General features: G+C 61.2%; 17 protein-coding genes and 2 tRNA genes. 11 read left to right on the plus strand and 8 right to left on the minus strand.

Translation table 11 applies throughout. The features are described from left to right. Positions 1–3: 3 nt before the first annotated feature. Positions 4–1,680: a choline dehydrogenase gene (gene betA, locus M1D78_RS07930; RefSeq protein ID WP_437419766.1), complete on the plus strand. Its 1,677-nt coding sequence runs from the start codon at positions 4–6 to the stop codon at positions 1,678–1,680. Between the two features lie 60 nt (positions 1,681–1,740). Here the strand turns inward: betA and rimO are convergent, their stop codons facing one another. Further along, positions 1,741–3,063, minus strand: coding sequence for a 30S ribosomal protein S12 methylthiotransferase RimO (gene rimO, locus M1D78_RS07935; RefSeq protein WP_437419765.1), 1,323 nt, complete (start codon positions 3,061–3,063; stop codon positions 1,741–1,743). Positions 3,064–3,176: 113 nt separating this feature from the next. Beyond that, positions 3,177–4,760 (minus strand): diguanylate cyclase, encoded by a 1,584-nt coding sequence (locus M1D78_RS07940; RefSeq protein ID WP_437419764.1) that lies wholly within the window; start codon positions 4,758–4,760, stop codon positions 3,177–3,179. Positions 4,761–4,998: 238 nt separating this feature from the next. Here M1D78_RS07940 and M1D78_RS07945 point away from each other — a divergent pair, with 238 nt between their 5' ends. Together M1D78_RS07945 and M1D78_RS07950 are read left to right on the plus strand one after the other, a co-directional pair. Continuing rightward, a complete protein-coding gene (locus M1D78_RS07945; protein ID WP_437419763.1) occupies positions 4,999–6,477 on the plus strand; it encodes an RAD55 family ATPase in 1,479 nt (492 codons plus the stop codon). 28 nt (positions 6,478–6,505) lie between these two features. Further along, positions 6,506–6,874, plus strand: a complete 369-nt coding sequence (locus M1D78_RS07950; RefSeq protein WP_457933557.1) for a response regulator transcription factor — start codon at positions 6,506–6,508, stop codon at positions 6,872–6,874. Between the two features lie 325 nt (positions 6,875–7,199). On the opposite strand, the gene M1D78_RS07955 is transcribed toward M1D78_RS07950, so the two are convergent. The 4 genes from M1D78_RS07955 to M1D78_RS07970 form a co-directional block, all read right to left on the minus strand. Beyond that, complete coding sequence (locus tag M1D78_RS07955) at positions 7,200–7,517, minus strand: hypothetical protein (RefSeq protein WP_437419761.1); 318 nt, start codon at positions 7,515–7,517, stop codon at positions 7,200–7,202. A 360-nt stretch (positions 7,518–7,877) separates the two neighbouring features. Then, positions 7,878–7,954 (minus strand) — tRNA-Met (locus tag M1D78_RS07960). 150 nt (positions 7,955–8,104) lie between these two features. Then, a tRNA-Met gene (locus M1D78_RS07965) sits at positions 8,105–8,181 on the minus strand. 70 nt (positions 8,182–8,251) lie between these two features. After that, on the minus strand, positions 8,252–8,437 hold the full coding sequence (locus M1D78_RS07970) for a hypothetical protein (protein WP_437419760.1): 186 nt from the start codon (positions 8,435–8,437) through the stop codon (positions 8,252–8,254). A gap of 187 nt (positions 8,438–8,624) precedes the next feature. Here M1D78_RS07970 and M1D78_RS07975 point away from each other — a divergent pair, with 187 nt between their 5' ends. The 3 genes from M1D78_RS07975 (at position 8,625) to M1D78_RS07985 (ending at position 10,295) form a co-directional block, all read left to right on the plus strand. Continuing rightward, positions 8,625–8,927, plus strand: coding sequence for a hypothetical protein (locus M1D78_RS07975; protein WP_437419759.1), 303 nt, complete (start codon positions 8,625–8,627; stop codon positions 8,925–8,927). A 23-nt stretch (positions 8,928–8,950) separates the two neighbouring features. Further along, complete coding sequence (locus tag M1D78_RS07980; protein ID WP_437419758.1) at positions 8,951–9,241, plus strand: hypothetical protein; 291 nt, start codon at positions 8,951–8,953, stop codon at positions 9,239–9,241. A gap of 82 nt (positions 9,242–9,323) precedes the next feature. Next, on the plus strand, positions 9,324–10,295 hold the full coding sequence (locus tag M1D78_RS07985; protein ID WP_437419757.1) for a tRNA dihydrouridine synthase: 972 nt from the start codon (positions 9,324–9,326) through the stop codon (positions 10,293–10,295). On the opposite strand, the gene M1D78_RS07990 is transcribed toward M1D78_RS07985, so the two are convergent. Then, complete coding sequence (locus tag M1D78_RS07990; RefSeq protein ID WP_437419756.1) at positions 10,292–11,038, minus strand: SDR family oxidoreductase; 747 nt, start codon at positions 11,036–11,038, stop codon at positions 10,292–10,294. The genes M1D78_RS07985 and M1D78_RS07990 overlap by 4 nt on opposite strands. Before the next feature lie 116 nt (positions 11,039–11,154). Here M1D78_RS07990 and M1D78_RS07995 point away from each other — a divergent pair, with 116 nt between their 5' ends. After that, positions 11,155–11,601, plus strand: a complete 447-nt coding sequence (locus M1D78_RS07995; RefSeq protein WP_437419755.1) for an Hsp20 family protein — start codon at positions 11,155–11,157, stop codon at positions 11,599–11,601. 33 nt (positions 11,602–11,634) lie between these two features. On the opposite strand, the gene M1D78_RS08000 is transcribed toward M1D78_RS07995, so the two are convergent. Beyond that, positions 11,635–12,519 carry a LysR family transcriptional regulator gene (locus M1D78_RS08000; RefSeq protein ID WP_437419754.1) on the minus strand — a complete coding sequence of 295 codons (885 nt, stop codon included), beginning with the start codon at positions 12,517–12,519 and terminating at the stop codon, positions 11,635–11,637. Between the two features lie 145 nt (positions 12,520–12,664). On the opposite strand from M1D78_RS08000, the gene leuC reads away from it, so the two are divergent. The 4 genes from leuC (at position 12,665) to asd (ending at position 17,199) form a co-directional block, all read left to right on the plus strand. Beyond that, positions 12,665–14,104 (plus strand): 3-isopropylmalate dehydratase large subunit, encoded by a 1,440-nt coding sequence (gene leuC, locus M1D78_RS08005; RefSeq protein ID WP_437419753.1) that lies wholly within the window; start codon positions 12,665–12,667, stop codon positions 14,102–14,104. Continuing rightward, positions 14,101–14,748, plus strand: a complete 648-nt coding sequence (gene leuD, locus M1D78_RS08010) for a 3-isopropylmalate dehydratase small subunit (protein WP_437419752.1) — start codon at positions 14,101–14,103, stop codon at positions 14,746–14,748. Before leuC ends, leuD begins: the two co-directional genes overlap by 4 nt. An 89-nt stretch (positions 14,749–14,837) precedes the next feature. Beyond that, on the plus strand, positions 14,838–15,920 hold the full coding sequence (gene leuB / locus M1D78_RS08015; RefSeq protein WP_437419751.1) for a 3-isopropylmalate dehydrogenase: 1,083 nt from the start codon (positions 14,838–14,840) through the stop codon (positions 15,918–15,920). A 166-nt stretch (positions 15,921–16,086) separates the two neighbouring features. Beyond that, positions 16,087–17,199: an aspartate-semialdehyde dehydrogenase gene (asd, locus tag M1D78_RS08020; protein ID WP_437419750.1), complete on the plus strand. Its 1,113-nt coding sequence runs from the start codon at positions 16,087–16,089 to the stop codon at positions 17,197–17,199. Positions 17,200–17,521: the final 322 nt, after the last annotated feature.

Here is a 17,521-nt window from a genome sequence, read left to right on the forward strand (position 1 = left end):
AGCATGGAATACGACTACATCATCATCGGTGCCGGCTCGGCGGGGAACACGCTGGCGGCGCGATTGACCGAGGACGCCGACGTCAGCGTTTTGCTGCTGGAGGCGGGCGGCCCGGACTATCGTCTGGACTTTCGCACCCAGATGCCTGCAGCGCTGGCGTATCCGCTGCAAGGCACCCGCTACAACTGGGCCTACAAGACCGACCCCGAGCCGCACATGAATAACCGCCGCATGGATTGCGGGCGTGGCAAGGGGCTGGGCGGCTCGTCGCTGATCAATGGCATGTGCTATATCCGCGGTAACGCGCTGGACTACGACAACTGGGCCAAATCACCCGGTCTGGAGGATTGGACCTACCTCGACTGCCTGCCGTACTTCCGCAAAGCCGAAACGCGGGACATTGGCCCGAACGACTACCATGGCGGCGACGGCCCGGTCAGCGTGACCACTCCCAAGGCGGGCAATAACGAGCTGTTTCACGCCATGGTGGAGGCTGGTGTGCAGGCGGGCTATCCACGCACGGACGACCTCAATGGCTACCAGCAGGAAGGCTTCGGGCCGATGGATCGAACCGTCACCCCGAACGGACGTCGGGCCAGCACGGCCCGAGGCTACCTCGACCAGGCCAAGGGACGGCCGAACCTGCAGATCGTCACCCATGCAGTGACCGACCGCGTGCTGTTCGAGGGCAAGCGCGCGGTCGGGGTGACCTATCTGCGTGGCCGCGAACAGCCCGCGACAGCCCGGGCCCGCCGCGAGGTATTGCTTTGCGGCGGTGCTATCGCCTCGCCACAGGTGCTGCAACGCTCCGGTGTCGGCCCAGCCGCCTTGCTCAAGGGGCTTGGTATAGCAGTCGTCCATGACCTGCCAGGCGTTGGCCAAAACCTTCAGGATCATCTGGAGATGTACCTGCAATACGAATGCAAGCAGCCCGTTTCGCTCTACCCCGCGCTCAAATGGTGGAACCAGCCTGCCATCGGTGCAGAGTGGATGTTCCTGGGCTCCGGCGTCGGCGCCAGCAATCAATTCGAGGCCGGCGGCTTCATTCGCAGCCGGGACGAGTTCGAGTGGCCGAACATCCAGTTCCACTTCCTGCCGGTCGCGGTCAGCTACAACGGCACCAATGCGTATGACGGCCATAGTTTCCAGGCGCATGTCGGCTCGATGCGCTCGCCTAGCCGCGGACGGGTACATATTCGCTCGACCGACCCGCGGGTCGACCCCAGCATCCTGTTCAACTACATGGCGTACGAACAGGACTGGCAGGAATTCCGTGACGGCATTCGGCTGACGCGCGAGATCATGAACCAGCCAGCGCTCGACCCGTATCGCGGGCGCGAGCTCAGCCCGGGCATCGAGGCACAGAGTGACGCGGACCTGGACGCCTTCGTCCGCGAGCACGCCGAGACGGCCTACCACCCATCCTGCTCGTGCAAGATGGGCACGGACGACATGGCCGTGGTCGATGGTCAGGGCCGGGTGCATGGCGTGGAAGGGCTGCGTGTAGTGGACGCCTCGATCATGCCGCAGATCATCACCGGCAACCTCAACGCGACCACTATCATGATCGCCGAGAAGATTGCCGATCGGATCCGCGGGCATGATCCGCTCCCGCGCAGCACGGCTGACTACTATGTGGCCAAGGGCGCCCCGGTGCGGCAGCCACCGCAGCGTGGCTGACGGGCTTGCAGAAACGAAAACGCCCCGCAGAAGCGGGGCGTTTTCGTTAATTGGGGCCGCTCAGATCACTTCGGCCCACAAATCGTACTCATCGGCGTTGGTGACGCGGACGCGCACTTTGTCGCCCGGCTGCAGCGGTTTATCGCTGTCGACATAGACCATACCGTCGATTTCCGGGGCATCGGCCCAGGAGCGGCCAATGGCCCCGTCTTCGTCCACTTCGTCGATCAGTACGTCCATTTCCTTGCCGACCTTCAGCTCCAGGCGCGCGGCGCTGATGGCCTGCTGATGCGCCATGAAGCGGTCCCAACGGTCTTGCTTGATCTCGTCCGGTACGGCTTCAAGCCCCAATGTTTCAGCGGGCGCGCCGTCGACTGGCGAATATTGGAAGCAACCGACGCGGTCGAGCTGCGCTTCGGTCAACCAGTCCAGCAAGTACTGGAAGTCTTCCTCGGTCTCGCCGGGAAAGCCAACGATGAAGGTCGAACGGATGGTTAGCTCGGGGCAGATCTCGCGCCACTGTTTGATGCGCGCCAGCGTCTTGTCCTCGAATGCCGGGCGTTTCATCGCCTTGAGCACCTTGGGGCTGGCGTGCTGGAAGGGGATGTCCAGGTACGGCAATAGCTTGCCGGCGGCCATCAGTGGAATGACGTCATCGACGTTGGGGTAGGGGTATACATAATGCAGACGCACCCAAACGCCCATGCCCGACAGCGCTTGGCAGAGCTCCAGCATGCGCGTCTTAACCGGCTGACCGTTCCAGAAATCGGTCTTGTACTTGACGTCCACGCCATAGGCGCTGGTGTCCTGGCTAATCACCAGGATTTCCTTGACCCCTGCCTTTACCAGGCGCTCAGCCTCGGACAGCACGTCGCCCACCGGGCGGCTGACAAGCTTGCCTCGCATGGACGGGATGATGCAGAAGCTGCAGCTGTGGTTGCAGCCTTCGGAAATCTTCAAATAGGCGTAGTGGCGCGGAGTGAGCTTGATGCCTTGAGGCGGCACCAGGTCGACGAAGGGATCGTGATCGATGCTGGGCGGTACCACTTCGTGCACGGCATTGACGACCTGCTCGTATTGCTGCGGGCCGGTGACGGCCAGCACGCTGGGGTGCACGCTGCGGATGTTGTCTTCGGCGACGCCCATGCAGCCGGTGACGATCACCTTGCCGTTTTCGGCGATCGCCTCACCGATGGCATCCAGTGATTCAGCCTTGGCGCTGTCGATGAACCCACAGGTGTTGACGACCACCACGTCGGCGTCCTGGTAAGTGGGCACGATCTGGTACCCCTCCATGCGCAACTGGGTCAGGATGCGTTCGGAATCCACCGTGGCTTTGGGGCAGCCAAGCGAAACGAATCCGACGGTAGGTGCTTTGCTCATCGAGTTACCTCAGGACACCGTGCATAAAAGGCGCGGGAGTATACAGGTATTTGTGCAGGGCCGAACCTGCCTTGGGAGGCCAGGCGTCGGCTGGTTGCCGGGGCGGGCGCCGGTCAGATCGCGCCCATGGCGTCCGGTTCGGCGATCTCCGAACGGTTGCGGCCGCGCTGCTTGGCCTTATAGAGCGCGCCGTCGGCGAGTTTGAACACGCGGTCGATGTGCACGGCGTGATAGGGCCACAGCGCAATGCCCAACGAGATGGTGATGTGCCCCACGTCGGGGAGGTCGTCCTGCTCGACGCACTGGCGCAGGCGCTCGGCGACGAGCAGGGCCGATTCCAGGTTCGCTTCCGGCAGCAGGATGAGAAACTCTTCGCCACCGCTGCGGCACAAGATGTCGGCGCCGCGCGAGCAGGCCGTCATCAGCTGTGCCACGTAGCGGATCACGTTGTCGCCAACGTCATGCCCGTGGGAGTCGTTGATGCGCTTGAAATGATCGAGGTCCAGGGCGATCACGGCAAAAGGGCGGCGCTCGGTTCCGAGTGCTTCGAGCGCCAATTGCAGGCCCCGGCGGTTGTGCAGGCCAGTGAGCGGGTCGGTCTGGGCATCCAGATTGAGCTTGCCGATGCGCTGGTGTAGCAGGCTGATGCCCAGCTGCATGGCGCGCTTGAGTTGTGCCGCCTCGAAATACCATGAGCGGATGCGCTGGATGCGGTCGGCACTGTCAGGGGCGTCCATTTCGGTGGCGCTCTGCGCCAGTTGCCAGAGCGGACGGGTAATCAGCCTCGCCAGCCCCCAGATGCAGAGCAGGGTCAACAGGGCGAGCGGTGCTGTTTCACGCAGCACCTTGAGCATCAGGCCGTCGAGCGGGTGGAGCGTGTCGGCCGTCGGCCGCTGGGCGACTACGCCCCAGCCGCTCGAGCGCGACGAGGCATACCCGGCCAGCATGTCCACGCCCTGGCTGTTGATGACGCGTTCGCTGCCCGCGTTGCCTTGCAATACCTTGTCGATGACCGGGTTGTCGCCCACGACGGTGCCCAGCCGTGCCGGGTCGGGGTGATAGAGGAGCCGGCGCGAACGATCGACCGCATAGAGATAGGAACCGTCGAGGTAAAAGTGATCGCCCAACAGACTGTTGAGAATGTTGCGATCCTTTAGGTAGATGGCTCCGCCGATGTAGCCGAGGTAGGTCCCATCCTCGGCCGTGATCGGATGGGAAATGAGCACCACCAGTTCGCCGATGGCCGACACGTAGGGGCTGCTAATCAGAGGCCGGCGCTCTAGCAATGCCTCGCGCGCTCCAGGCGAATCGAGCTTCTGGCCGACCAGTCGGCCCGTATTTGGTGCGGTCGCACGTACTACGCCGTGGGCATCGGTGATGAGTACGGCGTTGAAGCTGTCAGTCTGCCGTCGCAGTCGGTCCGCTTCGTGAATCAGGGCGGTGTCATCGAAGCGTGTGGCGAGCCATTGTGCGCTCACGGCCAGCTGCTGCTGCGCGCCCCTGAAGAAGAGCTCGGTGCTGTCCGCAAGCTTGGCGGCGTAGGCTCGGTTGGCCTCGAGCGTGCTGTCGATGAGCGATTCGCGCTGCACCTTGTAGCTCGCATAGAAGCCGATGCTGAGCGTGATCAGTCCGCTGAGCATGGCGAGCAGGATGATCAGTCGGCGCAAGTCCAGGCGCGGCAGGCGGGCTGAGTGCATAGGTGCGTTTGTTGTTGTCCTCTGGTTCGCGGCGCATGGTAGGGGTTTTGTGCTGGCGGCTCCAGTATGGCTGCTCATTCGCTGACCAGCTGGCCTGGCCGGCAGCGCCGTTTCGCCGATAGGCAGGTCGACCTCGAAACGACATCGAAATCGCGTTGTCGATCCATGTGCGGCTGACCCGGGCTACGGCCGGTACATTTGTTAACATGCCTCCGATTGTTCTGAACGAGTGACTGTCGTGAGCGAAACCGATTCCCCTGTGACTTCAGGCCCGGCGCGCGTGCCAACTGGCGTGCCCGGCCTGGACGCCGTGCTCAAAGGTGGCCTGCTGCCCCGAGCGGTTTACATCGTTCAGGGCGGCCCGGGTGAAGGCAAGACAATTCTCGCCAATCAGATCTGTTACAGCTGGGCCGCCCGTGGCGAGCGGTCGCTGTATGTGACGCTGCTGGCCGAAACCCATCACCGCCTGCTGCGCCACCTGCAGAACATGGCGTTTATGGACAACCGGCACGCGGGAACGTCCGTCACCTACGAAAGCGCCTTCGACATTTTGCGCAATGAAGGCTTGGAAGGCGTGCTGCGTTATCTCTCGCGCAACGGGAAGCGCCAGCAGGCATCGTTGATCGTCGTCGACGGGCTCTTCGCGCTGGAAGAAAACGCCCATTCGGAGCGAGCCTTCCGGGAGTTCATCAACGACCTGTCGGTGTATGCCGATGTGGTCGGCTGCACCATTCTGTTGCTGACCAATAGCAAGCGTGACTCCGGCAGTCCGGAATTCACGATGGTCGACGGTTGGCTGCAACTGGGCAGCGACGAAGACTATTTCCGCACCTACCGCTACCTTCAGGTTCGCAAGTTTCGGGGCAGCGATTTTGTCGCCGGCCGCCATATGACCTCGATCTCCAACGCTGGTTTTCGTGTGTTCCCTCGGCTGGAAGCCATCACAGGGGAGTTGCGATCCGTGCCAATGCGAGGCCAGCGGCTCTCGACGGGCGCGGCGGGCCTCGACGAGATCATCCACGGAGGCATCCCCTATTCGTCGACGACCTTGTTGGTCGGGCCAACCGGCGTCGGCAAGACGACCCTTGGGTTGAGCTTCATCTGCCAGAGCACGCTCGAGGAGCCGGGCCTGGTGTTCGGTTTCTATGAAGATGCGCATCGCCTGCGCCGACGCGCCAGCGCACTTGGGCTGGACCTGGGTTCGCTCATCGATCAGGGCGCCGTCGAGGTGGTCCATCATTCACCGACCGAATTCCTGCAAGACGAGGTCGCCGAGAAGATCATCGCTGCGGTTCGTCGTCGTGGCGCGAAACGCCTGTTCATCGACGGCGTCGACGCCTTCAAACAGGCCTCGATCAACACCCAACGGCTGGGTCGGTTCCTCAGTACCCTGACTGCCATCCTGCGCTGCGAGGGAGTCACCACCTTTTTCACCGCCGAGCTCGCCGAGATTGTCGGCGATCAGCGTGGGCTTCAGTTCGCCACCATATCGGCGATCGCCGAAAATATCGTGCTGCTGCGTTACGCCGAACTCGAGTCGCGTCTCTACCGCACCCTGGCCATCCTGAAGATGCGCGAAAGTGGCTTTGACCCCTACGTCTATGAATTCATGCTCGACTCGAGTGGATTCCGGCTCGGCGAGCGGATGTCCGGCACCGAGGGGGTCGTGACGGGCCGCGCCCACCGCCTGTCATCGGCTGGGGAACGGGATGTGTGACAACGGCCAGGACGGACTAGCGCCGCTTGTGCTGCTGGTCGAGGACGAGCTTGGGCTGAGTAAGCTGATGGTCATGATCCTGGAGGAGGAGGGCTATCGCGTTACCGAGGCGGCAAACGGGGCGCAGGGTCTTGCCAGGCTTGAACAAGAGATGCCGGCGCTCATCATCACCGATTACATGATGCCCGAGCTGAACGGCGTGGAAATGGCGCGCGCCATCCGCCGGCAGCCGGTCTACGACGCCGTGCCCATTCTGATGATGAGCGCTGCGATGCCCCAGCAAGTACCCGGCCGTGATCTCGTCGATGCATTTCTTGCCAAGGGCACTGGGCTCGAGCGACTCGTCACGACCGTCCGCGCGCTGATCGAGCGGCCGAGGGGCGACGAATCGGGTTGAGTGGCTGGTGGTAGCTCGGGGCGCGAGAAGGAGGGTCGAGGAAGGTTTTCAGCGCACTTACCATCCTCGACTTGGTACTGGCCGCTAGGCTGCATCTGGCTGCGAGATCTCAGGTGCTGTCTCCGTTTCGTGCAGGGCGAGCGCTGAGCTCAATCTCGCAGTTCGAACCGAGCGATCCGTGGAAAACTCGGATCGCTAGAGGCGAACCCCACAACGTCTCGGTCGTATCGAGTGCTTGGAAGATCTCGGTGTACGAGTACCCATCGGCTAACACGAGTGGCTGGCCCCGATGAGGATTGCGCATCGTTGTCTTCACAGCGTTCTCCTAGAAGATGTACCGAATCGTTTTGCTTGAGCGGAGGTTGTAGTTCTCGGAGAGAGGCTGAGCGATGTGAATCGGCGCGCTGGGCTGGGCGCTGGGTTTGCAGGTCTGCGCCTCTCTTTTTCCCTGAAGTGAAGTGCGCCCCTCTGACGGAGCAGTGCATGCGCTGCGGGAGCGGGTACTGACCTCGTAGGCGTTGGGGTGGTCGTCGCGATTGGCAAGATCGGCGCGAGAGCTCGCGACGGTGGTTCCGCTTATCAGCAAGGCGATGCCGATGGCGCAGCCGGTGGGAATACGCTGGGTTGAAATCGCTGTGTTCATCCGTGAGCCCTCGCAATAGCCAGGCATGCTCCTACGGTTTGCAACCATGCAAGCGGCGTAGTAGCACGTCCTATCTTTAAGAAATTTTCACGCGGATTATTGATTAAGCATTTCCACCCAGCATGAATCGTTTGGCTGATCCTCATTCGACAGCGTTAATTACTAGGGCAGCGAGCGGGCGTGTAGGGGCGGATGGATGCTAGGTTCGTACATCGGCTTTAGGGCTACAGGCAAGAGCGGCGTGTCTACTTGGTGCGCCAGTCCCAGTCAGAAAGGGCAAGCTGGGGAAAGAAGGGCGAAAGAAGCCGGTTACTATGTAACGGGCAAAAAAAAGCCACTCCTAAGAGTGGCTTTCTGATTTGGTTGCGGGAGCCGGATTTGAACCGACGACCTTCGGGTTATGAGCCCGACGAGCTACCAGACTGCTCCATCCCGCGTCTGTGGGCCGGCATTCTACAGCGTGACGTTTCCCTGTCAACCGTTAAACAATATTTAGGCGTTTTGTTTCAAATGCTTAGCGACACGCACTTGCAGTCGTCAGCGTGAGGAAACGAAAAAGGGCCACTCTTGGAGTGACCCTTTCGATTTGGTTGCGGGAGCCGGATTTGAACCGACGACCTTCGGGTTATGAGCCCGACGAGCTACCAGACTGCTCCATCCCGCGTCTGTGGGCCGGCATTCTACAGCTTTATGGCGAGCTGTCACCCCCGGGTAAGAAAAAAGCCGGGCAATTCTCAGGCGCTTAGCGAGATTTCAGCCTTGTGCGGTTCGCTGCAGCAGGGGCTGGGCCGGCCTTTAGGCAGCGGGGATACGTCTTGGTAGTGATGACGAAGGACGCGTAACAAGCCCCAGAGCATGGCGATGGCAGCGCTGCCCCATCCCAGAACGACCAAGGCAATTACCAGTGCGGGATTGATCATGTTGAATTCCTTTCTGCCGGTGTCGGCTGATCATCGAACGCCGAGCCGCGTTCATGCGGCTCTAAGTAGTGGACCCGCCTCGCCCGATCAGGTTCCGCCTCTGCCATTGGTCGCTGATCGTCCGCGTTGGCGCACTGTTCGCGCCGCGGCCTGCCTAATGACAAAACACGCATACCAAGGAGGCAACATGCGCACCTACGCGATGAAATCTTCATTCATTTTCGTCGTCGCCATGACCTTGTCGGCATGGGCCATGGCCGCACCGATCGACCGGCCGGGCCTGCACTTGGCTCAGCAGGGGCCAGCACCGGCGGACCGCTCGTTAGGCAACGGCTCGATGGGCATGGGCGAGGGCATCGAACGGCTTCCGGACGACGAGCCGGACCGCGAGGGCAACCAGGCTCACTACGACCAGCCTGAGCACGGCGACACTGACACTGATATGGAGCACCGCCCGCGCCGTACCCTCGGTCACGAGGCAGATGACTGACCAACACGACGGAGGACAAATCGATGAAATCTCTACATGCAATAGCGGCCTGCACGTTACTGATGTCAGGACTGGCGATGGCCGACGCGGACGGTGATCTCAGTAACCCATCGACCACCGGAACCGGGGCGATGGAAGCGCCGACTTCAACTATCGGAGCTGACAATCGCGATGCCGGGGACACCCGCGACGACGGGCAGGGTAACGATGAGGCGCTCGGCACCATGGGTACCGGTGCGGCCGGGACTACCGGAGGCATGGGGGCAACGACCGGCACAGATACGATCAAGGGCACCGACGAAGCGGAGCAGTAGCCGCGTACAGGCCCGGGTGGGGCGTGTCCAACTAGCCGGCGGCCCCGTACAATGCGCCCCTTTTCGGGCTGAGCAGTTACTGATGCAAATCGCTTTGGCGCCCATGGAGGGGCTCGTCGATGAAATCCTTCGTGACATTCTGACGAGCGTGGGCGGTGTGAATTGGTGCGTCACGGAATTCATTCGCGTGTCGGACCGGCTGCTGCCTCCGTCCAGCTTCCACAAACTAGCCCCGGAACTTCAGCGCGGCGCCATAACCCGAGCAGGCACGTCGTTGCGCGTGCAGTTACTGGGTTCGGACCCGATCTTGCTGGCGGAAAACGCCGCGCTTGCCTGCAGCCTTGGCGCGCCGGCGATCGACCTCAATTTCGGTTGCCCGGCCAAAACGGTCAATAAATCCCGCGGCGGTGCGGTGTTGCTCAAGGAACCGGAGCTGCTGCACGACATCCTGTGTGAGGTTCGCCGATCTGTTCCGCCGTCGACTCCAGTCACTGCAAAGATGCGCCTCGGGTTCGACAGCCCCGATATCGCGCTCGACTGCGCCCTTGCTCTAGTTGAGGGCGGCGCTGAGCAATTGGTTGTACACGCCAGAACCAAGGTCGAAGGATACAAGCCGCCGGCGCACTGGGAGTGGGTGGCTCGGGTGCAGGAGGTGGTGTCCGTTCCGGTGTACGCGAACGGGGATATCTGGTCGGTTGAAGATTGGCAGCGGTGCCGCGAGGTCAGCGGCGCGCAAGACATCATGTTAGGGCGCGGCCTGGTCTGCCGCCCTGATCTGGCGCGGCAGATCGCGGCGGCGAGGCGAGGGGAGGCGGTGCAGCCGATGAGTTGGACTGATCTGCAGCCCTTATTGGCCGAGTTCTGGCGTCAGGCACGCCGAAAGTTGTCGCCACGCTATGCACCCGGGCGGCTCAAGCAGTGGCTGTCGATGCTTACCCGAAGCTATCCCGAAGCGGTCGAGCTTTTCGCGCGCGTGCGCCGCGAGAACGATTGCGAACGGCTGGATGCGCTGCTGGGAATAAACAGGCCGGTTCTAATGGACGCGGCGTTCTAGCGTCCCCCGCTAATATCCAGCAGCGCGCCGGTGACATAGCTAGCGCGTTCACTGGCGAGCCAGAGGATCGCCTCGGCAACTTCGTCCGCGCGACCGCCTCGTCCCATGGGTACGCTGCCTTTCACTCGCTCGACTCGGCCCGGCTCACCGCCGCTGGCATGTATCTCGGTATCGATGATCCCAGGTCGAACCGCGTTGACCCTGATGCCCTCGCCGGCGACTTCTTTTGCCAGGCCCAGCGTCATGCTATCGATCGCGCCCTTTGCGGCGGCGTAATCGATGTACTCGTTCGGTGCGCCTAGCTTCGCTGCGATGGACGAGACGTTGACGATAGCACCGCCCTGTCCGCCATGCCGCGTGGACATACGCTTCACTGCGCGTGCCGCGCAATTGAAGCTGCCCAGTACGTTGACTCCGAATACGCGCGCCAGACGAGCGGCGTCCATCTCGTCGAGGCGCATCTGGCGTTCGAGCATGCCGGCATTATTCACCAGCACATCGAGCTGGCCGAAACGGTCGTCGAGTGTCTGGAACATCCGTTCGACCTGCGCCTCGTCCGCGACATCCGCAGCGATCGCAACCACCTCGGCGCCGGCCTCGCGCAGCTCATCGACCAGCCTGTCGATGGCATCTTGGCGCTGATGATAATTCAGGCACAACGCATAACCTTCAGCGGCTGCAAGCCGGGCAGTTGCGGCCCCAATGCCACGGCTGGCGCCGGTGATCAACATGATTTTGGACATGAAATTACCCCCGACGGACGGTCTTGAATTGTGCCGAGCGGCACCTATTTAGGGGATCATGGAATGCCGAATTCGGGTTCCGCAATCACAACTCGCTGATTTCAGGAGATAGCACCATGAGCAGCTTTTCAATGGCTCCCTTGTTTCGCCAATCCATTGGCTTCGATCGTTTCAACGACTTGTTCGAGTCAGCGCTACGCAACGACGCGAACAGCTCGTTTCCACCCTACAACGTGGAAAAGCATGGTGATGACCAGTACCGCATCATCGTAGCAGCGGCTGGCTTTCAAGAATCCGATTTGGACCTGCAGGTCGAGCGTGGCGTGCTGACCATCAGCGGCGGCAAGCGGGAGAACGGTGGCGAGAACGTCACCTATCTTCACCAGGGCATCGCCCAGCGCGCGTTCAAACTGTCGTTCCGCCTCGCCGACCACATCGAGGTCAAGGGCGCAGCGCTGAATAACGGCCTGTTGAGCATCGAGCTCGAGCGTGTCGTACCGGAAGAGGCCAAGCCCAAGCGTATCCCGATCAACGGTGAACGCCTGGCGCTGGAAGAGGCCTGATCTGAGGGCGTCGCAAGACGCCCTTTTTCATGTCTACGGCTGGGCCTCAGTAGCCGCTTCCTCGAGCAAGGCCATGAATGCTTTGGCCGCGTTCGACAAGGTGCGCTCGCTGTGACTGATGTAGCCCAATTGCCGTGCAAGCTGCACCCCTGGCAGCGGTAGGCGGACGACTTGCTCATCCAGCATGGTGCGAGGCAAGACGCTCCAGGCGATGCCGATCGACACCATCATCTTGATCGTTTCCATGTAGTTGGTGCTCATCGCCACGTTCGGCTTGAGGCCTTTCTGCTCGAACAGGCGGTGGACGATGTGGTGCGTAAAGGTGTTTTCGCCGGGAAACACCGCGGGAAAGGTTGCAATGTCCTCCAAGCTGACAGCCTTTCTCTGTGCCAGGGGATGCTCCGGCGCCACCACGAAGTCGAGCGGATCGTCCCAAATGCCATGCGCCAAAACAGGCGGCGCCGTCTCCGGTGCGAGGGTGATCACCGCAAGCTCGGCGCGTCCGTGCAAGATGTCTTCATAGGCGATTTCCGAATCGAGAAAACGAATGTCCAGGTTCACCTCGGGACAGGCCCGGGTAAAGCGGCGAAGCAAGGGCGGCAGGCGGTGCAGCCCGATGTGATGGCTGGTCGCGAGCGAGAGCTGGCCGCTGATATTACCGTTGAGGTTGGTCAGCGCGCGGCGCGTGTCGTCCAGCACATTGAGGATCTGGTAGGCGCGGGGAAGCAAGGCACGGCCAGCCTCTGTCAGGCTGATTTCCCGGCCGAGCCGGTCGAACAGGCGAACAGCTAGTTGGTTTTCGAGTGAGGCAAGCCGTTTGCTGATAGCCGGCTGCGTCAGGTGTAGCCGTTCGCCGGCAAGCGAAAAGCTGCCGGTTTCGGCGATTGCTATGAAAGCGCTGAGGTTGGCCAGATCCATATCGAGTCCTGACGGCAGATAACATTCTATTCCAACACGGAATGAGTCGGATGAAAAATATGAATTTGAGTAATCCGAGGGCAGGCCATAGGATCACCCCATAAGCAGCAGGGCTAATGCCCGAAGAACTGATGAGGAAAGTCCGATGGCCGGCAAGACGCTGTATGACAAGCTCTGGGAAATGCATGAGGTAAAGCGCCGCGACGACGGCTCTTCGCTAATCTACATTGACCGCCACATCCTCCATGAAGTGACGTCCCCGCAGGCATTCGAAGGCCTGCGTCTGGCTGGCCGAAAGCCTTGGCGTATCGATGCCAATATCGCTACGCCGGACCATAACGTTCCGACCACCGCAAGCGAGCGCAAGGGCGGTATCGAGCAGATTGCCGATGAGGTCTCACGTCTGCAGGTGCAGACGCTCGATGAGAACTGCGACGATTTCGGCATTCTCGAATTCAAGATGAACGACGTGCGCCAGGGCATCGTTCACGTGATCGGCCCGGAGCAGGGCGCCACCCTGCCGGGCATGACGGTCGTCTGTGGTGACTCGCACACCTCGACCCACGGTGCCTTCGGTGCCTTGGCGCATGGCATCGGTACGTCCGAGGTCGAGCATGTGCTCGCTACCCAGTGCCTGGTCGCAAAGAAGATGAAGAACATGCAGGTGCGCGTCGAAGGCCAGCTGCCGGCGGGCGTCACCGCGAAAGACATTGTCCTGGCGGTGATCGGCAAGATCGGCACTGCCGGTGGCAACGGGCATGCGCTCGAGTTCGCAGGTAGCGCGATCCGCGACCTTTCCATGGAAGGCCGGATGACGCTTTGCAACATGGCCATCGAAGCCGGCGCGCGCGTGGGCATGGTGGCGGTCGATGAGAAGACCATTGCCTATGTCGAGGGCCGGCCGTTCGCCCCGAAGGGCGCCGACTGGGAGCGGGCGGTGGCGTTGTGGGAGGGGCTGGTATCCGATGCCGACGCGGTGTTCGATACGGTCATCGAACTCGACGCCGCGCAGATCAAGCCGCAGGTGAGCTGGGGCACGTCGCCGGAAATGGTGTTGCCCGTCGATCAGCGCGTGCCGGACCCAGCTGCCGAAGCCGACCCGGTCAAGCGTGGTTCGATCGAGCGCGCGCTCAAGTACATGGGCTTGACCGCGAACCAGCCGATCACCGAGATTCGCCTGGATCGCGTCTTCATCGGCTCCTGCACCAATTCCCGGATCGAAGACCTGCGTGCCGCGGCTGAAGTCGCCAAGGGCCGCAAGGTCGCCGCGACCGTCAAGCAGGCGATGGTGGTTCCTGGCTCTGGTTTGGTCAAACAGCAGGCTGAAGCTGAGGGCCTGGACCGCATCTTCATTGAGGCCGGTTTCGAGTGGCGCGAGCCCGGGTGTTCGATGTGCCTGGCTATGAATCCGGACAAGCTCGGTAGCGGAGAACATTGCGCTTCGACGTCCAACCGCAACTTCGAAGGCCGTCAGGGTGCCGGCGGACGCACGCATCTGGTGAGCCCGGCCATGGCGGCGGCCGCGGCGGTGGCCGGCCATTTCGTCGATGTTCGTGATTTGCTCAATGCGGGAGCCCAGCAATGAAAGCCTTTACCCAGCACACCGGTCTGGTCTGTCCGCTCGATCGCGCTAATGTCGATACCGATCAGATCATCCCCAAGCAGTTCTTGAAGTCGATCAAGCGGACCGGTTTTGGTCCGAACCTGTTCGACGAGTGGCGCTATCTCGACGTCGGTCAGCCTAACCAGGACTGTTCCAAGCGCCCAATCAACCAAGAGTTCGTTCTGAACTTTCCCCGTTACCAAGGCGCGAGCGTGCTGCTCGCGCGGGAGAACTTCGGCTGCGGCTCCTCGCGTGAGCATGCGCCCTGGGCGTTGGATGAATACGGCTTTCGCACCGTGATTGCGCCAAGCTTTGCCGATATTTTCTACAACAACAGCTTCAAGAATGGCCTGTTGCCGATCGTGCTGAAGGATGAAGAGGTCGATGCGTTGTTTCAGCAGTGCGAGGCCGCCAAGGGTTACCAATTGACGGTCGATCTGGCGGCACAGACCGTTACCAGCCCGGACGGCAAGCAGTACGCATTCGAGGTGGACGCGTTTCGCAAGCACTGCCTGTTGAACGGCCTGGATGACATTGGCCTGACCTTGCAGGAAGCTGATTCGATTAAGGCCTTCGAGACTGGGCACCAGCAGCGTCAGCCCTGGTTGTTCGGCGCCATCAAATAACAGGAGCGCCAGTCGTGTTTTTTGCATCGGGCTAGTTGGCGCCCGATGCCCATGGCTTCGCCCGCAGCGTTTTTCTCAAGGACCAAACGATGAGTAAACAGATTCTGATTCTTCCCGGTGACGGTATCGGCCCGGAAATCATGGCCGAGGCGGTGAAGGTGCTGAAGCTGGCCAATGACAAGTTTCAGCTCGACTTCGAGTTGATCTATGACGAACTAGGTGGCGCGGCAATTGATAAGTACGGCGTCCCGCTTGCTGACGAGACGCTTGAACGTGCGCGCAACGCGGATGCAGTTCTGCTTGGCGCCGTTGGTGGTCCCAAGTGGGATGCCATCGATCCGGCGATTCGCCCGGAGCGCGGTTTGCTCAAGATTCGTTCGCAGCTGGGCCTCTTCGGCAACCTGCGGCCCGCGTTGCTTTATCCGCAGCTCGCCGACGCGTCCAGTTTGAAACCCGAAGTGGTTGCCGGCCTGGACATTCTGATCGTCCGTGAGCTGACCGGCGGCATCTACTTCGGCCAGCCGCGCGAAAGCAAAGTGCTCGAAAACGGCGAGCGCATGGCCTACGACACCCTGCCGTACAGCGAGAGCGAGATCCGTCGCATCGCCAAGGTCGGCTTCGACATGGCCCGGGTACGCGGCAAGAAACTTTGCTCGGTAGACAAGGCCAACGTGCTGGCCTCCAGTCAGCTCTGGCGCGCCGTGGTGCAAGAGGTTGGCAAGGATTATCCAGACGTGGAACTTAGCCACATGTATGTCGATAACGCTGCCATGCAACTGGTGCGTGCGCCGAAACAGTTCGACGTGATCGTAACGGACAACATGTTCGGTGACATTCTGTCGGACGAAGCCTCGATGCTTACAGGTTCGATCGGCATGCTGCCGTCGGCCTCGCTGGATGCGAGCAATAAAGGCATGTACGAACCCTGTCACGGGTCTGCGCCGGACATCGCAGGCCAGGGTATCGCCAACCCGCTGGCGACGATCCTCTCGGTTTCCATGATGTTGCGCTACAGCTTCAATCAGGCGCAGGCTGCCGATGCAATCGAGCGGGCCGTCAGTGATGTGCTTGAGCTGGGGCTGCGCACCGGAGATATCTGGTCCGACGGCTGCCAGCGGGTCGACACCCGAACCATGGGCGACGCGGTAGTCGCCGCGCTCGCGAAGTTGTAGTCTTCTAAGCCCCCTTGCGCTAGCCGTCGTCAACGCTTGCGATCGACGGCTAGCGGGTGATGCTGATGGTGCGGGTGCGGACCAGGTTCGCCTCGCATCGAACATGCAAACTCAGTCTGAGTTCGACGGTCTGCACGGCGGGCCACTTCATATATAGGTGTAGTTGATGAAACGCGTAGGTCTGATCGGTTGGCGCGGCATGGTTGGTTCCGTGCTCATGCAGCGGATGCTGGAGGAGCGGGATTTCGACCTGATCGAGCCAGTGTTCTTTACCACTTCCAACGTGGGTGGCCAGGGGCCCTCGATCGGCAAGGACATCGCGCCGCTCAAGGATGCCTACAGCATAGAGGAGCTGAAAGCACTCGATGTGATCCTCACCTGCCAAGGGGGTGATTACACCAGCGATGTATTTCCCAAGCTGCGCGAGGCGGGCTGGAAAGGTTATTGGATCGATGCGGCGTCCAGCCTGCGTATGCACGACGATGCGGTGATCGTGCTTGATCCGGTGAATCGCAAGGTCATCGACCAGCAACTCGATGCCGGCACGCTCAACTACATCGGCGGAAACTGTACGGTCAGCCTGATGCTGATGGGCCTTGGCGGCTTGTTCGAGCATGGGTTGGTCGAATGGATGAGCGCCATGACCTATCAGGCAGCGTCCGGTGCAGGTGCACAGAATATGCGCGAGTTGATCAAGCAGATGGGCAGCATCAATGCCTCGGTTGCTGATGACTTGGCCAATCCCGCGAGCGCAATCTTGGACATCGACCGCAAGGTCGCTGAGTGCCAGCGTTCCGAAACGTTCCCGGTCGACAACTTCGGAGTCCCGCTGGCTGGCAGTCTGATTCCCTACATCGACAAGGAACTGCCGAATGGGCAGAGCCGCGAGGAGTGGAAGGCGCAAGCCGAGACGAACAAGATTCTTGGGCGCTTCAAAAGTCCGATCCCGGTCGACGGTATCTGTGTTCGAGTGGGCGCTATGCGCTGCCACAGCCAGGCCCTGACCATAAAGCTGAACAAGGACGTGCCTATTTCGGACATCGAGGGCATGATCAGCCAGCACAACCCTTGGGTAAAGCTTGTGCCTAACCATCGCGACGCCAGCATGCAGGCGCTCAGCCCGACTTCCGTTACCGGTACGCTGACCGTCCCGGTGGGGCGTCTTCGCAAGCTCAATATGGGGTCGCACTATCTCGGCGCCTTCACCGTGGGTGACCAATTGCTATGGGGTGCCGCCGAACCGCTGCGTCGTATGCTGCGAATCCTGCTCGAACGCTAATCGTCGGTTATGCGTCAAATAGAAAACGCCACGCTTGTCGTGGCGTTTTCTATTTGCGGTTTGTGAAAAACGACGAACACAGCTTGTTTGTGACGCATGAAACATAAGCGCCTCACGTTCGTCGGGCTGCAGCCGATATAGGCGGAACGAGCGTGATTTTCCGATAGAGTCCGGCACGTCGAGGCGTGACCTTGAACGAGTCGATGCGGCAATTGCTCTCGCGGTCAGGCGCCACCTGGGTCGTGACGTTGCGCATGGCGCGGATGGTGGCCAAGGCTCGACCCGAGCGGCGCCCACTAAAGTGTGGAGTGTGTCTGATTAC

The organism is Pseudomonas sp. SA195 (assembly GCF_054131565.1).

Excerpts from the sequence above, each read along its gene's own strand:
- betA (WP_437419766.1), top strand. The coding sequence starts at position 4 with ATGGAATACGACTACATCATCATCGGTGCCGGCTCGGCGGGGAACACG.
- rimO (WP_437419765.1), bottom strand. The coding sequence starts at position 3,063 with ATGAGCAAAGCACCTACCGTCGGATTCGTTTCGCTTGGCTGCCCCAAA.
- M1D78_RS07940 (WP_437419764.1), bottom strand. The coding sequence starts at position 4,760 with ATGCACTCAGCCCGCCTGCCGCGCCTGGACTTGCGCCGACTGATCATC.
- M1D78_RS07955 (WP_437419761.1), bottom strand. The coding sequence starts at position 7,517 with ATGAACACAGCGATTTCAACCCAGCGTATTCCCACCGGCTGCGCCATC.
- M1D78_RS07970 (WP_437419760.1), bottom strand. The coding sequence starts at position 8,437 with ATGATCAATCCCGCACTGGTAATTGCCTTGGTCGTTCTGGGATGGGGC.
- M1D78_RS07975 (WP_437419759.1), top strand. The coding sequence starts at position 8,625 with ATGCGCACCTACGCGATGAAATCTTCATTCATTTTCGTCGTCGCCATG.
- M1D78_RS07980 (WP_437419758.1), top strand. The coding sequence starts at position 8,951 with ATGAAATCTCTACATGCAATAGCGGCCTGCACGTTACTGATGTCAGGA.
- M1D78_RS07985 (WP_437419757.1), top strand. The coding sequence starts at position 9,324 with ATGCAAATCGCTTTGGCGCCCATGGAGGGGCTCGTCGATGAAATCCTT.
- M1D78_RS07990 (WP_437419756.1), bottom strand. The coding sequence starts at position 11,038 with ATGTCCAAAATCATGTTGATCACCGGCGCCAGCCGTGGCATTGGGGCC.
- M1D78_RS07995 (WP_437419755.1), top strand. The coding sequence starts at position 11,155 with ATGAGCAGCTTTTCAATGGCTCCCTTGTTTCGCCAATCCATTGGCTTC.
- M1D78_RS08000 (WP_437419754.1), bottom strand. The coding sequence starts at position 12,519 with ATGGATCTGGCCAACCTCAGCGCTTTCATAGCAATCGCCGAAACCGGC.
- leuC (WP_437419753.1), top strand. The coding sequence starts at position 12,665 with ATGGCCGGCAAGACGCTGTATGACAAGCTCTGGGAAATGCATGAGGTA.
- leuD (WP_437419752.1), top strand. The coding sequence starts at position 14,101 with ATGAAAGCCTTTACCCAGCACACCGGTCTGGTCTGTCCGCTCGATCGC.
- leuB (WP_437419751.1), top strand. The coding sequence starts at position 14,838 with ATGAGTAAACAGATTCTGATTCTTCCCGGTGACGGTATCGGCCCGGAA.
- asd (WP_437419750.1), top strand. The coding sequence starts at position 16,087 with ATGAAACGCGTAGGTCTGATCGGTTGGCGCGGCATGGTTGGTTCCGTG.